The sequence below is a fragment of the Catenovulum agarivorans YM01 genome, from assembly GCF_000281085.1.
Classification (GTDB): domain Bacteria; phylum Pseudomonadota; class Gammaproteobacteria; order Enterobacterales; family Alteromonadaceae; genus Catenovulum; species Catenovulum agarivorans.
Map to the genome: position 1 here is coordinate 27777 of NZ_JH767538.1, position 15381 is coordinate 43157.

The window sequence follows — 15381 nt, forward strand, 5'->3', positions numbered from 1 at the left end:
AAAAATTTCTGCTAAGTTGAATTCTGTATAAATTAAGCCAGATTCTATTTGTTTAACACCATTGGCATGATCCCAAGCTCTAATCTCGTCTTTTGGAGCGCGATCTTCATCAAAAACATCTTTACTGCACAGGGCAATAAACTCGTTTTTAAATTCGTCCAATTGGTAATCAATACATGATGTTGCTAAAACGCTGAGCAAATAACGATTGGTTAAGCTCAGATTTGTTAAAAAGGTGCTTTTCCAGTACGACACATATTCAAACAGTTGAGATCTTGAAACCGCACCAGCTTCATATTGGGCAAATACCACCTCAATTGCCGAACCTTTGCCATACATAGCCAAGTGACTATCTAAAATGTAGTCAGATAATATTTCGGGATTTCCGTCGGCTAAAATATAAAATACGCTTGGGATCAATTCTGTAAGGGTATCGCCAAAAACACTTTCAATAGGGGTTAAAAAGGTATCTTGGCAGGAAAATAGCTCAAGCACTTTATCTAACGCTTGGCTATGTTTCATTTCCGCAAGTAAAAAGGTGCCATAAAATAAAGTACTTTGTTGTTTTGTGGTTAACAGAGCAGGATCTGTAATAAAAACATCAATTGTATTGAGAATTTCTGGGCACACAACTGACCAATGCGCTTTTGCTTGATTGATACCATCTATTGGCAAAGAGTCGTTATCTGTATTTGCTAAGGCGTGTAAAATTTGTTCTAAGTTCATCTGTTTAGTTTAGTGTGCACTCATGTGCTGGATTATAACCTATTGCGCGCACCACTGCAGTGTTGGATTAGAGCCTGTCGTGTTTGAAAGATTTTACATGTCTGTCGTACATCACAATCGAGCTACACACACCCACATTTAACGAATTATCCATAGCTATTTTTACAAAATCTAAATGGGCTGTGTGTTTATTGCCAGCTAAATGCTCAGCTGGTATATCTTTGTGTAACTCAGCAAAATGTTGTTTTATGCTGTTAAGTTCATTCTGGCTAAAACCTTTTAACTCTGGGCCAAAAATGTAAGTGGCGTTTTCTGGGTGTTGATAGCTTTCTAAGTATTTAGCTTGCTCTTCCATTTCAACCACCACCAAAGTGGTTTTAGCGGGTAAGTGTTTTAAGAAATCTTCAAGCGTTGCAAAATACAATACGGTTAAGTTAGACATACCGTCTTGTGTATCCATTTGGTGGGTAAATTTATGAATATTGCCTTTGTATTTATCGGCAATAAAACCGCCTATTACAATAACTGACGATACTGAAAAGTTTTGCCCGCTGCGCATAACAGTAGCTAAATTTTCACGGTTTCTCGGATTCAACAATACAAAATTACACACCATAAGTAGTTACGCCCAAAGCAAGAATTTACAACGCCGCGAATTTAACCCCAGCCGATACTAGAATGCAACCTCAGTGGCTTATACCGCCAATTCATTAATCTAAAGGATAAACGTACCTGTTCAACTTTTGTTTCTAACAATTGAAGCACCACAAAATGAAACTAATAGAAAAAACAGCAAATGCTTAAGTCTTTTACTGATTGGGCAGCTGCGGCTGTCTTTTGTATATGCGAGAAAGGATTAAATTGATTTTTATCCATTAACACTTTATGTTCTGTTTGCTCAACTTTGTCTAGCGAGTTAAGCAAAGTAGAGAAATTGTGAGATGTCATATCCACAGGAAATATAAATAATTAATAATCAAGGAATATAAAATGTTTAAAACATTAAGAGTGATTGCGGTTGTACTAGCAGCTGTTGTTATGAGTGGTTGTGCTGGCCTAGGTACAATGAAACAAGTGCAATTTCAAGACAACGCTAAACCAGACACTGCAATGGTTAACATTGTACGCCGCGCGGTATTTATGGGCGATGGCGCAAAAGTTGAAGTATGGGATGGTGAGCAATTTATTGGTACTTTAGGTGCTGGTGAACTTTTACAATACGAAGCAGAGCCAGGCGAACATACATTTATGGTTTATGTTCAAGGTTCATGGGGAGTTGCTAAAGGTGAATTAAAAGCGGGCAAGTCGTACTTCTTGAAATTTAATATGTCTGGTTTTGGCCCTGTCAGTTTAGGTGTCGCTGATTCATATGATCCTAGAATTGCAGAATGGAAAACAATGAAAACAATCACCATTGATAAAAAAGCTACGAAGAAAGTACCAGAGAAATATATTGAAGGTGCGAGAAAAATCTTAACTCGAGTTGAAAATGGTCAAGCTAATGTAACTAAAATAGCAGACGGTCACGCTCTATAAATCAAATTAATTAAGCGTCTGTTTGCAGCTCAATACAGGCGCTTAATTGTTTAGGTTTGCCAATCATGAAAGATTTTATCAAGCAAAAATTTAATGCCATTCAAACACAAACAGCTCATAGCTACGCTGAGTTAATATCAGAAATTAACGCTAAATTATCTGTTGTTACAGAAAGTGTCAATGGCCTACCATTTATCGCGTCAGCAGAAAAATCAGCTATCAGTCAGTATGACGAAAAACATTATTTTGTCGTGCCGTACAAACTTTCCGAGCATGGCATTGCCTTGCACACCATGCGCTGTTTACCTGACGGCGTACCAGAAATTAACGACCTCCCCAAAAGGCGTGTATTTCATTTTATTAATCAGCATAGTGAACACCAGTTAAAACAACTCTTGTTAGAACAAGCTGAAGAAACGGTAACAGCTCAGCATCAAGGGCAAACAAGTGGTTTAGAAAAATTAGCCAATGATATTGATAAACTAGACAATAAATTAACTTATGGACTTTTGTTAGTGGGTGGTTTGTCTGCTTTAGTCAATCCGCTGCTGGGCGCTTCTATCGCCGCAAAAGCTATTCTGCCGAGCGCGTCAGGTTTGCTCAATAAGCATGGTTTACGGCCGCTTGGTGAAAAACTCACACAATCTCAGCTAAAATCACAAATAGACCAAGCAAAAACTCAAGTGCAGCGTGAGTTTGCTGCTAGCAATACGCTAAAAATTTATAATCCAATTTTGCAAGAGTTATACTTAGCACTTAACACCAACGAAGCTGAGCATGATCCCTTATTTGATTTTGACTTGTCGTCATTGGCAATAAGCTCTGAAGACAGCGGTAGTTGGCGCAAACTGACTATCACCGCGCTAGCGCATTTATACAAAGATATTATTAACGACCCTAAAAAACATCAAGCCGCCCGACTGGGGCCTGAAGATTTAAGATGGCTGAAAGTACTATTTGCTGAAATTGGTGAAAGTCAAAAACAAGGCAAATAGCTAAATATGGTTATACGGTTGAATCCATACTTTATGGTAGGGTAGGTTGCAATATCAAAGGCGGCTATGAGCGAGAAGCGGAAACTCGCTCAAACACGTTTTTGGACAATACCGAGCTAGCTAATTTGCATTAATGGTAGAACTTCGGGTTAAAACTTCATCGCTAACGCCACCTCACATGCTAAACGAAGACACAGATAAAATTGTATCCATTCCTGTTTTGTGGTCTTAGAGGTGTTTCCCCATGTGAGCCAATTTGAATTGCTTTCGCTCATATTCGTCGTATGTCTTGAGCCCAAAGTAGATTCTAACGGGATTGCCTTTACCGTGAGGTATAGGCTGTCCATTGTCCTTGTTATCAATTTTTAAGTGATATTCACAATTAATTGTTTCGTTTCCGCTTGGGGTAACTAATAGAGGCTTTTTGAAGATGGTAGAAACTTTATTACTTCCTTGTCTTGAACATCCCAATCTTTTCCCTAATCTGTGCGTATATTCTGCAATTATGTTGAGATCTGCTTGGTTTTGGTTAGCATCGGTGGAGATTAAGTGATATGCCTGATTCAACGCATTTAAGCCGTGTGATAGCTGCTCTTTATAGTCAAGATAGGTACCCACTTTGATTGTTGACAGTGTGTTTATTAAGTTGGGATGAAAATCGAGATATTCATAGTTCATCTTTGACCATGAAATAAACTCGCCAATGTTACTGTTATGGTCTGAAATAAACTTGGAGTTTTTGGTGAGAGTGTCAGTCCATGAATCAGTGTGTAAGTCAGCAGCAACATTTGGCCATTGGTAAGAGTCAGATATCACAAATGAATAATGTCTAGGGAGATTAAGCTGCTGATGATTAATTAAGGAAATCAATCTTTGTGTATCGTTGTTTTTAACGAAGTTTAATACGACTTTATTTAACTCACTATAGGCTAATTGGTACAGATCCCAGTTGTCGTTCGCAATATCTAACAGCCTGTCATTTAATGAAGAACCAACTTCACCGAAGTCGAAAAAATCGGTTGGGCATTCAACGTGCACATTGTTTGAACGCTCATATACTGTAAGATATTCTCTTAGACATTCAGCTACACCCTCAATATCTTCATAAATGTTGGCTGAATTGAGGCTGTCGACGCTGTATAAAGATAAGTAAACCTTGGCAGCATCACTCATTTTCGTCTCCCTAAGTCTGTTACTTCTTCTCCTTTCATTAATGTTTTTAGGTCGTAAGCCTGCTGATCGAAAAATCCATCTGGCCATGAAGATAGTTGACCATTCTCACCTATGCTGATTTCTTCCACGGTACTTTCACTATCTTGGGCTCCTGAAACATAATAAACCTTGAAGCTGCCAGCTTGATAATCATCATCTAAGCGAGCTCCAACACGGATGCCATTAAGTAAATGGTCACTGTGTGTTTCTATAATGACTTGAACTCCAGCTAATGCTGCTCTCGCGATTAATCGGCCAATGTAGCTTTGTCCTCTTGGATGCAAGTGGGCTTCAGGGTTTTCTATGACTACTAAGCCACCCGGTTTTGTTAGTAATAACGCACAAACAATTCCTAACGAATAGCTTAGACCAAACCCCATGTTTAAAGGATTCGTTTTGCGGGAGCCATAAGCCTGAAACTGAGCATGGCTAATTTCGGCATTATTTACTGTATCGGCTTCAAAGTTAAATCCAGGCGAAATTTCTGCCATCCAGTTAATGATATTACGTCTGACAGTGGGGCCTTCATCTTCTTTCAATATTCGCTTATCGGTTGGAGATAAGCGCTCCCCATTATTGGTAAGATCAGTAAGCACTTCATAGGTATACTCACCCTGAGCTCCTAACCAATAACGAATAGATTCATCGTGACGGTTTTCTAAATATGAACGTGGGCCAAACCTCTCAGCTTGTAAAAACTGAAAACCTTTATCTAAAAAGTAGTGCTCTGATAATTCTGAAGCAGTGACATCCATCTGTTTGTTTAATAAGTGATTTTTTAATGTTCCTTGTTCAGCTGCATTGTCAAAACCCCAAGAGCACTTGTTTTCATCGAAATATACAGAGAGTTTTAAACTATTATCTTCCCCTGCATGCGCAGAAAATATTTCTCTTACCGTGCCGAGTTCAACTAAATTATCATTGAGTTGGGCTTGATGATTGAACTTACTTTGAAAAGGAATAGCCAAAGCTTGGATTGCCGTACTTTTCCCTACGGAGTTGTTACCGCAAAAAACAGTTAAGTTCCCTAGTTCTTCGAATTTACAATGTTTGTAACATTTGAAATTTGTTAATTCTATTTTTGTTATCATGATTTATGTTCCAACCTAGCTATTGGCTTTATATCGATTTTGCAACCAGTAGTTTGCTCTAGAATATTCATAATCGATTCAAAACGGTAGTTAATAGTAACTTTCTTACCAGTTGAAGTAGAGAGTGCATAATGTAATCCTCTATCTGATTTTGCATAAACTGGACTTAACCATTCAGCATATTCTTTTGAATCATTATTAATTGCCTCATACAAGCACTGAATAAAATCAGCTTTCTTCTCTCTTATTATTTCTTTTTGCTCATTATTAATATTGGCAAACAGAGTGACCAGAACTTCAAAGAGAGGTTTACTTATTGGTTCTTTTTTCTTTGGGTTGTGAATTTTCTTGAAAGCACTTTCCCCGAATAACTCTAAATTGAAGTTAAGGCTAGATTCAAATCGAGATGTGAGAGACACAATTATTTGGGAGTCGGATTTATAGTCGACTTCATTATTGTCGTTAGTTACTTTTTGGAAGTCTTGGTCATTAATCCAATTCATAGTTTTATTTAAAAAATCATCATATTTTGAATTTCTAAAGTCTTTGTACCCGAAGATTAAAAAAGCTAACCCGCTTAAACATACTTCCAAATCTTTTTGGCGTTTTGGATTGACAGTATCATTTGTCGCTGAAATAAATGTGTTACTAGATGCAAGGAATTTTAGATAAAAGACACTGCTACCAAAGTTAATTGCGGAGCGAATTTCTTGTTCACTTAGTTTTACACCATAAGTATTTATACGGTGGAAAAGTTCTATAATGAATTGATTTACTGTACCTTTGTTTTTAGGTTCTTCTTCCATATCAATAACATAGGCAGTAATCTCAAATTCATTGATTGCGCGAGTTAGTTTCCTGTCAACAAACTCAGTAAAACGCAGCCCGTTTGCTTCATAAACGGGGGAATCTTTATCTAATTTTAATGGGAAGTCACCCATCATAAAGTCTTGGACTGTAGTGATACGTTGTAGACCATCAATAACTACCCAATTGTCATTTTTGCGCTCACCAAAATAAAAAATCGGGAGTGGCAATCCCATTAAAATTGATTCAATGAGTTTAGATTTCTTTTCATCATTCCATATTCTGTCTTTGCGCTGGTAATCGGGCTGTATTTCGATCTCTTCGTAATTAAGACGTTGGTAGAGAGCGTAAAGGCTTGGGGTTTGACGTCTAATATTGGGAACGATGAGCTCCAAATCGTCTTCATCATTTTTAGGCTCATCATCAGAGTCATCTTCGTCATTAGTTTTGTTCCCATCGTCAACACCGGTTACAGAAGATAGATCCACAAGGTCTGACATATCAAACTCATCATTCCTAGCTAGATCTGTAGAACTTTCATTTTCCTCGCTATCGTTTTCACTAAAAGAAATTGTAGCCGATTGAATAGATTGATTGATTTTATTCAGGTTTGCTAAGACATCGCGAATATTCGTTTCAACAAGGAAACCGGGTTGTTTAATGTGTAGCGACCTAATTTCGTTGTCTAGGTTAGTTAGCGTTTCATCAAGTTCTGCAGCTAACCGCCCTAAGCTAAAACTTTTATTGAAAGCCAAAGTTTTACGAATTTGGCGTTGCTCTTTTAAAGGCAGTTCTTGAGTTTCGCCTATTGGATGGTAAAAGCCTTCTCGAAGGACTAAATGTTTACGTCTCTCAAACTTAAAATATTGAATATAAGGAAGGTTAGCAAAAATTGTTTCTGGTTGATGTCTGCTTGTAAATGAACCTTGCAAAGCTTGCTCTACATTACAGTATCCATCTTTAATTAGGCTGGCATAGATCGATTCTAATTCACGAATGTTTCGTTTTAATTCGCGCTTTGAATCCTCAGACTTTACAACATATCTACCAGATTCTCGGTCAATTGAAAGAATTGTAATATCCGCCGTGGTTTCGGTGATAGCTTTCAATGGAAGGTTAATAAGCTGTTCTATATCATTGAGCACGTTGTCAAAAGTCATGAAGCACCAAGTAGCTGAAAGGTATTGGTGCTATGTTAGCATAGCGTGTCAATGCGTGTCATATGTATCCCAAGGCACGCAATAAAGTTTTGCTTAAGAATCATAGAGTTTTCAAGAAATCTTTGATTGTTTTGGCTATAGCTTCAGACATTAAAAATGGCACACCATTCCCAATGGTCTTAAACATATTTGATAAAGTCATATCTTGAGGTAGTTCAAATTCTTTAGGTAACGACTGTATTGCAAGCGCTTCTGATGCTGTTAGGCGGCGAGATTTATATGGATGCAAATGAACTTCATTGTTGCCATATGCTGCTGTTGGTGAATACCTCCATCGGTGCAACCTTTTAAAAGACTTGCCACTTACATCACCCTCTTCAATAGTCTGCATTTTTGGCAGACCTGATTTTGGTTTGAAATGATGTTTCGAGTTCGGATGGTTATAAACGTCATTTTTTCTAAACCAATGCTCAATAGTTAATGTCTCTAAGTCTTTGAGGTAACTTGGAGCAGGTAGGTTGCTATCAAGATCGTAAGGCGTAGTGTTCGGCCATAAAGATTTTTCAAGAATGGCAGTACTATCAAACTTTAGATATTTATTCCATGTGAAATTCTGAGTCAGTTTGTTTTTTTGGCTACGCTTCACTTTAGATTGTTTAATACCAAATAGTAAAATTCGGTCTCGATCTTGAGGACAGCCAACTTCAATGCAATTGATCAATCTGTCAGTGAGTAGATATCCGGCCCTTTCTAATTTTCCTTTCATTTCCTGATAGAATACAGAATGCTTTTTGTTGGTTAGCAAACCTTTTACATTCTCGACCAAAAAGAAATCAGGCTTAAACATGATAATTGCATTGATATACGATTCCGTTAGCTTACCGTGATCACCATCGCGCCCACGGTTTTTACCTGCAACGGAGAAATCAGGGCAGGGGGGGCCACCAATGAAACCTACTAGACCATCTTTTTTAGCGTCAGTTAAAAATTGCTTTAGCCGTTTTTTGGGAGGGCCGGCTAAGAATTCATCGATGCTTCCAAGATGGTGCTCATATTGAGGCTCAGGAAGGTTCATTTTTTTGCGAGAATACTTGTATGCATCATAAAAAGGTTTATAAAATTCATTTACAAACCTTATATCAAAGCCAGAGCGCTCGAATCCGAGATCTAAAAATCCAGTACCTGCAAAGAACGAAAAAATAATTGGCTGTTTGCGAGTTATAGTATTAGCTGTATTAGAAGTGGTTAACAAGCGGTATTTCCTTAGTCTTGTATTCTAATCAATCAGTATTTTTGGACTGAGTTGATAGAAAGAATCCCGGATGATAACTTATCCAGCATGAGTTGATAAAGCTAAATTTATATGGAGTAAAACTGCCAACTGAATCGTCACTAGTTATGTTATCACTACGCAGCCATAATAAAATTGGTCAATACCGCAATGGTGGTATTCATCCAACCTCAAATTATTGACTCATAGTGGGGCAAAAGTGAGTTAGAGTCGAACGTCCGAAAATGGCACGCAGTCGATATTAGGTACTATTGCAAACCTGTTTTAGGTCGGCGATTTAAAAAACTAGCAGCTAGAAAGTTACAGTTAAGTTCGTTTTTCTTATCAAGTAATAAAATTAATATATACTCAGTTTACAGGCGAAGGAAAAGGTGCCGGAATGAGTAAATATATCGTTAAGTCAACAATGATGATCGGGTTGCTGCTAACATGCTGTAGCCAAGCATCCGAACCATTCAATGATAACGAAATAGAGAGAATACAGGTTGTAGCTCGAAAAAAACTTGAATGGATTCAAGATGTGCCGCTACCAGTTACGGCGATTACACATCAGCGCATGAAAAGTTTTGGCATACGAGACATTGCTGATTTACCTGCGCTTATCCCCTCATTAAAAGTCACTTCAAATGCAAACCCTTTTACTGCAAGTTTTAAAATTCGTCGTGTTGGTAATGAAGGAAATATTCCCGATTTCGAACCAATAGTCGCGCTATTTGTTGATGGCGCTTATCGTCCACGTTCAGGATTAGGTTTGGGGGATTTAGTTGACATTGAACGTATAGAGGTTTTACGCGGGCCTCAGTCTACTTTATATGGAAAAAATGTTTCTGCTGGGGTTGTAAGTGTGATTACCGCAAAGCCAACAGCAGAATCTATTTCGTTTGCCGAGCTGACAACTGGCTCTGACGATTTAATCGCTTTTAAAGGTTATGGAAATGGTGCATTGAATTATGATGTTAATGGAAGAATAAGTGTTTCTGCGACTAAACAAAATAGTCGAGATATAAACCTAATTGGTACAGATTCTAATAATCTCAACCAACACTCAATAAGAGGCCAACTGTTAATCACTCCGTACAATAATCTACAAGTGCGAGTCATCGCAGCTTATGTCAACAGGGATATGCTACCAGCGCAAGCGGGGATGTTCTATGGCGAGCGTTTAGTTGAATTAACCAACCAAGTTGTAGCTAATCCACAATCGTTTATTGATAACGGCCAAGGTTTAATTGATGGCGTTATCAACCCCAGTGCACAATTCATCTTAGACAATAATCCAAGCAATCGAATTGGTCAGGCTTTCGATACATTAAGTTTTAAGCAGCGTGCTCATGAGTTAATTACAGATATTCAATTTGATGCGGATAAATTTACTGTGCATTCAATTACAAGTTTTGATCAGTATAACTTTATCCAAAGTTGGCGGGACGCTGCACAATTGGGGTTAGATGTACTAAATTATCGAGATCGCCAAGCTGCAAAATCTTACAGCCAAGAATTTCGTTTGGAGCACAAGATTGGAGCTGATATCGATGCTGTTTCAGGTTTGTTTTACTACCAAAGTGATTTTAGACGCGGTGACCACAACCACGCTGAATTTACCCTTGGTTCAGCAGCTGATGAAGTCGGTGCGGCGCTAGGATATCTTTTGTTGCCTGCGGACAATAGCAATTTAGGTTTACCTATTCTAGGACTACCTGGTGATACAGGGAATTACCATCAAGTTGCCAAAAGTTATAGTTCAGGCATTTTTAGCCAAGCGTCGTGGCAATATTCAGATGCTGTTTCACTAACTTTGGGCATACGTTTTATAGATGAAACAAAGCAAGTTTCACTTGAAAACCACTCAACTACCAATATGCCAGAGCATTTAGTCAGCCAGTTACCTGTATTGGTAGATCGCTTAACATCTCCACAACGCTCATTTGTTGGTAAAGATAGCTGGCAAGCGCTAACCGGTAACTTTACTGCAAAATATAGGTTGGATGTTGATACTATGTACTACGCAACTGTGGCTAGTGGTTTTAAAGGTGGTGGTTTTAATGGCGGATTTGGCAATACACCCGCTGAAAAAAGACCTTTTGAGCCAGAGCGTGTTTTGAATTATGAGTTAGGGATAAAAAGTAATGTGCTTAATGATTCATCCCTTAACGTTAGTGCTTTTCAGACCGAATACTCAAATTATCAAGCCGCTTCATTTATCGGATTACAGTGGCTAGTTAATAATGCCGAGCAGGTTAATATTCGTGGTGTTGAAGCGGAATTTCATGCACCTATTAATGGGAACTTCACTGCAGATATAGCTGCGTCATATGTAATTGCTAAATATGCACGTTATACACAAGGGTCTTGTTACACCAACCGCTTGCCGACCGATGAGGTTACCGGTGGCTGCGACCTGAGCGATGACACCTTACCATATGCGCCTAGACTGAATGTTAGTTTTGCTGGACGCTGGCAGCAAGATCTGAGTTTTGCTTCTGTTTATGCCAATTTAGGCATACATTGGCAGAGCAAACAAAATGTGACTGGCGAATTAGACCCTAAACATGGTGTTGAACCGAGTTATGCTGTAACAAATGTTCGCTTAGGGCTGAAAAGGCATAATTGGGAGTTTGCGCTTTGGAGCAGAAATATAGCTAATAAAACATACAATATACATAAATCACAATCAAACTTATTTGCTTCATTACGAGATGGCACCTATCAAAGTTATCTTGGTGAAGCGCGGGCTATAGGTATATCACTGTCAGCGCAATTTTAAATCTATTGGCTGTACAGTCTACATTGGACGGTAATCAAACATATGCAAAAATTTGAGTTTAATCTAGGAAGTGCAGGTGCATCTTTAGCTGTATTAGTCGCAACTTGTTTAGTGGTGCTTGTGGTGTTAAATGCAGCACAAGATAGAGCAGTGTCAAATCAAATGGACGCACAGTTAAACGGCCTAGTTGCAACGATTAACTTAATGCAAGATAGCCAAGTTAATTTAGCTAAAGTGACTGCCAACACCCCTCAAATTCTCGAATTATCCATCAAAGTATTAAATGAACCAGACAATTTATCTGCACGTGAGATGCTGGAAAAACAATTAGATTTTGTTGCAATTCGTCATGACTATGTTGCTTATGCTTTGGTGTCTCCCGATCTTAGGTTTGCAGCTATGGCCAATGAAGAAGTGGTAGGCAAACCCTTGTTAAACGTATACTCACGGGAGCATGCCCAAAAGGTTATCGAAACAGGAGAGACAATTTCGACTCGACCATTATTCTCAAAGTATCACCAGACTTTTAAGTGGGGAGTGTATCCCGTCGGTACCCCCTACCAAACAACCTGTGCTCCAATCAGTCACAGTGGCGTTACTTATGGCGCTTTATGTCTTATTTTATCTGCAGAAAAATCACTGTACAAATTGTTAGAGGTGAGTAAATCTGGTAGCACAGGCGAGGGTTATTTAATTGCTGAAGACGGAAGAATAATTTCACCTACACGTTTCATCAGCGCCGACAAACCCAACAAAAAATTTATGTTAACTTCAAACGTCTACGCACGCGTACCTACCGAACAATCTGATGCAAACGAACCTGCCGCTTTAACTTTGGTTGCGCAAACACTGTTGAAAAATCAGGGGGAACCGACGAAATATCTTAAAGACTATACTGATTATCGCGGCATAAATGTTGTTGGCAAAGGCATTTGGTTACCTGAATTTCAGATGGGAGCAATTGTTGAAAAAGATTTAGCAGAAGCTTATTACGTCAATAAAATCGCTACATTTGTAGTGATTGGCTTAACCGGAGTTGCGGCTCTGCTTATATTGACGTTGAAGCTAAAAGCGGACCAATCTAAACGAGAAATCGCGCGCGAAGAATATTTGGGGAGGGTTTTCCGCGAGCATACCCCAAATGGTATTGCGATGTGGGATCTGGAGGGGAAATTACTGCTATGTAACTCAGTTTATAAGGACATGCTTAATCTCAACCAAGTTGAGTTGCTAGGGGCTAATATTTGGGAAGCTTTACCAACTGAATTGGTTAATTTATATAAATCATTACAGCAAGTAATGTTAGACAAACAACAAAAACAGCAACAGCATTTCCATATTAAACAGGCAAATGGTGAGACATTAACCGTAAATATCACAACTTTCCTTGTGAGAAACGAACAGCATGGACCAATTGTTGGAATAGGCACAACTTTAGTAGATATTACATCGCAAATTAAAGCACAACACGCGTTGGAAAATATCAATCGTGAACTTGAAGAGCGAGTTGCCACTCGTACACATGAACTTTCTGTCGCGCGTGATGCGGCTGAATCAGCCGCACAAACAAAATCAGACTTTTTAGCGAATATGAGCCATGAAATTCGCACCCCAATGAACGCGATTATTGGCATTTCGCATCTAATGCACAAAACGACTCTTAATGCCCAACAAAATGATTATCTAACTAAAATTCATAATTCGGGCAAACACCTACTCGGTATTATCAATGACATCTTAGACTTTTCTAAAATTGAAGCTGGAAAGCTATCAATTGAACACGTTGATTTTGAGCTAGGCAAGGTGTTAGATAATGTCGCTAATTTAATAGCCGAAAAAGCCAATGCCAAAGGTTTGGAATTTGTATTTGATATAGACCCAAATGTACCTTATCACTTAAATGGTGATCCTTTACGTGTAGGGCAAATTTTAATTAATTATGCCAATAATGCGGTTAAGTTTACCGACCACGGCGAAATCATTGTTTCAATATCTGTACTTGAGCATAAAGAAGACAAATATCTCCTTAAATTTAGTGTGATTGATACAGGGATAGGTCTAACCCCTGAACAGAAAAACAAACTGTTTCAATCTTTTCAGCAGGCTGATATGTCAACGAGCCGTAAATATGGGGGAACCGGACTTGGCTTAGCAATATCAAAGCAACTGGCCCAGCTGATGGAAGGTGACGTTGGGGTTGAAAGTGAATACGAGAAAGGCAGCACGTTTTGGTTTACCGCTTGGTTAGATAAAAGTAAACGTCATTTTAAGTCTTTAATACCAGAGTTTTCTTTACAAAATTTACGAGTTTTAGTTGTTGACGATAACGATGTAGCCCGAAATGTCATTGAATCGTTATTGGTCAACATGATGTTTAAAGTTGATCAAGCAGATAGCGGTGAGCAAGCACTGAAGATGATCAAGCAAGCAGAGCAAGACAATGATGCTTATGCTGTCGTTTTATTGGATTGGTGCATGCCCAAGTTGGATGGAATCGAAACCGCTCAAGGAATTCATGCGCTACAGCTTCAGTCACCACCACAATTGATCATGGTCACTGCCTATGCCAGAGAAGAGATTGTTCAACAAGCGCAGGCTGCGGGTATAAAAGAAACACTACTCAAACCTATAAATCCTTCCGGTTTGTTTAATGTGTTAATGCGCATACTTGGTGGACATTATCAAGAAGACAATCAGCATTCTAGTGATGATTGGGACTTAAACGCAAAACTAGATTTAATTCGCGGAGCATCCGTATTGGTAGCAGAAGACAATGAATTAAACCAAGAAGTTGCGATTGGCTTATTAGAAGACGCTGGTTTTGTTGTAACAATAGCCAATGATGGCAAAGAAGCCCTTGCCTTGTTAGCTGAACATAAATTTGATGTTGTATTAATGGATATGCAAATGCCTGTGATGGACGGGCTTACCGCGACCCAAGAAATACGAAAAATAGAAAAATACAATATGTTGCCCGTGATAGCTATGACTGCAAACGCAATGCAACAAGATAAAGAAAGATGCACTGCGGCTGGTATGAACGGACACATTGCAAAACCAATCGACCCTGAAGAGTTATACAAAACTTTATTGCATTGGATTCAACCGAGTGGAGATAGAAGCCTTAATCCAAATACAAAACGCGTACCAATAAATGCTAAAGACATGGATGAGCAGCCGCTACCTGATATAGTTGGATTGGATGTGCAATTAGGACTAAAACGCGTGCTAGGCAAACCGGCGGCTTATATTGCAATGTTGCGAAAATTTGCAACAACACAAAGTGATACTGTTACTAAATTGGATAATGCGTTGAGCGCACAAGATTTTGTAACCGCTTCTAGAATTGCTCACACAGCCAAAGCTGTCTGTGGAAATATCGGGGCGTCTGAATTGCAACAAATTGCCCTCAAAATGGAGCAGAATCTTAATCAAAATGAGATTGAAGATATCGCTAGTTTAAATCATTTATTTGCACAAAAACTTACGAATTTGCTTTCTGAATTACAAAGGTTTTTACCAGAAGAAAATCATCCTGAAAGCGTGGATGTCGAGTTTGCTCAAGCACAAAAAATTGTCGATAAGTTGAAGAATTTGTTAGCAAATGATGACAGTGAAGCGTGTGATGTATTTGATGAAAACAAAGCTGTAATCAAGAGTATATTAGCGAGTGCGTCTTTTCATAAATTCGATAATGCGATGCAGCAATTTGATTTTCAGCTTGCGTTAGTCGAGCTTAATCAGTTGAAATTAAAAGTGGGCGGTAACTCCCACAGCCTTGAAGGAAACGGGGAGTGAG

At 38.7% G+C, this 15381-nt stretch carries 10 protein-coding genes; 4 read left to right on the plus strand and 6 right to left on the minus strand.

The features are described 5' to 3' along the window. Together WSC_RS0118975 and WSC_RS0118980 are read right to left on the minus strand one after the other, a co-directional pair. A partial coding sequence (locus WSC_RS0118975; protein WP_016957535.1) for a DUF1186 domain-containing protein occupies positions 1-726 on the minus strand: 726 nt, incomplete at its 3' end. A 67-nt stretch (positions 727-793) separates the two neighbouring features. Further along, entirely contained in the window at positions 794-1342 is a 549-nt protein-coding gene (locus WSC_RS0118980) for a TrmH family RNA methyltransferase (protein ID WP_016957536.1), read from the minus strand. A 374-nt stretch (positions 1343-1716) separates the two neighbouring features. On the opposite strand from WSC_RS0118980, the gene WSC_RS0118985 reads away from it, so the two are divergent. Next, entirely contained in the window at positions 1717-2262 is a 546-nt protein-coding gene (locus WSC_RS0118985; RefSeq protein WP_016957537.1) for a hypothetical protein, read from the plus strand. A gap of 65 nt (positions 2263-2327) precedes the next feature. After that, positions 2328-3257 carry a hypothetical protein gene (locus WSC_RS25390; protein WP_016957538.1) on the plus strand — a complete coding sequence of 310 codons (930 nt, stop codon included), beginning with the start codon at positions 2328-2330 and terminating at the stop codon, positions 3255-3257. Positions 3258-3485: 228 nt separating this feature from the next. On the opposite strand, the gene WSC_RS0118995 is transcribed toward WSC_RS25390, so the two are convergent. From WSC_RS0118995 to WSC_RS0119010, 4 genes are all read right to left on the minus strand, one after another. Continuing rightward, the gene (locus tag WSC_RS0118995) at positions 3486-4430 is read right to left on the minus strand and encodes a hypothetical protein (protein ID WP_016957539.1); all 945 of its coding nucleotides are present in this window, start codon (positions 4428-4430) and stop codon (positions 3486-3488) included. Further along, positions 4427-5560, minus strand: a complete 1134-nt coding sequence (locus WSC_RS0119000; RefSeq protein ID WP_016957540.1) for a DUF3696 domain-containing protein — start codon at positions 5558-5560, stop codon at positions 4427-4429. The genes WSC_RS0118995 and WSC_RS0119000 overlap by 4 nt, the downstream gene beginning before the upstream one ends. After that, a complete protein-coding gene (locus tag WSC_RS0119005; RefSeq protein WP_016957541.1) occupies positions 5557-7527 on the minus strand; it encodes a DUF262 domain-containing protein in 1971 nt (656 codons plus the stop codon). The genes WSC_RS0119000 and WSC_RS0119005 overlap by 4 nt, the downstream gene beginning before the upstream one ends. Before the next feature lie 100 nt (positions 7528-7627). After that, positions 7628-8779: a DNA cytosine methyltransferase gene (locus WSC_RS0119010; RefSeq protein WP_016957542.1), complete on the minus strand. Its 1152-nt coding sequence runs from the start codon at positions 8777-8779 to the stop codon at positions 7628-7630. A gap of 418 nt (positions 8780-9197) precedes the next feature. Here WSC_RS0119010 and WSC_RS0119015 point away from each other — a divergent pair, with 418 nt between their 5' ends. Together WSC_RS0119015 and WSC_RS24450 are read left to right on the plus strand one after the other, a co-directional pair. Continuing rightward, on the plus strand, positions 9198-11582 hold the full coding sequence (locus WSC_RS0119015) for a TonB-dependent receptor (RefSeq protein ID WP_016957543.1): 2385 nt from the start codon (positions 9198-9200) through the stop codon (positions 11580-11582). Between the two features lie 42 nt (positions 11583-11624). Continuing rightward, complete coding sequence (locus WSC_RS24450; protein ID WP_016957544.1) at positions 11625-15380, plus strand: response regulator; 3756 nt, start codon at positions 11625-11627, stop codon at positions 15378-15380. Position 15381 lies beyond the last annotated feature (1 nt).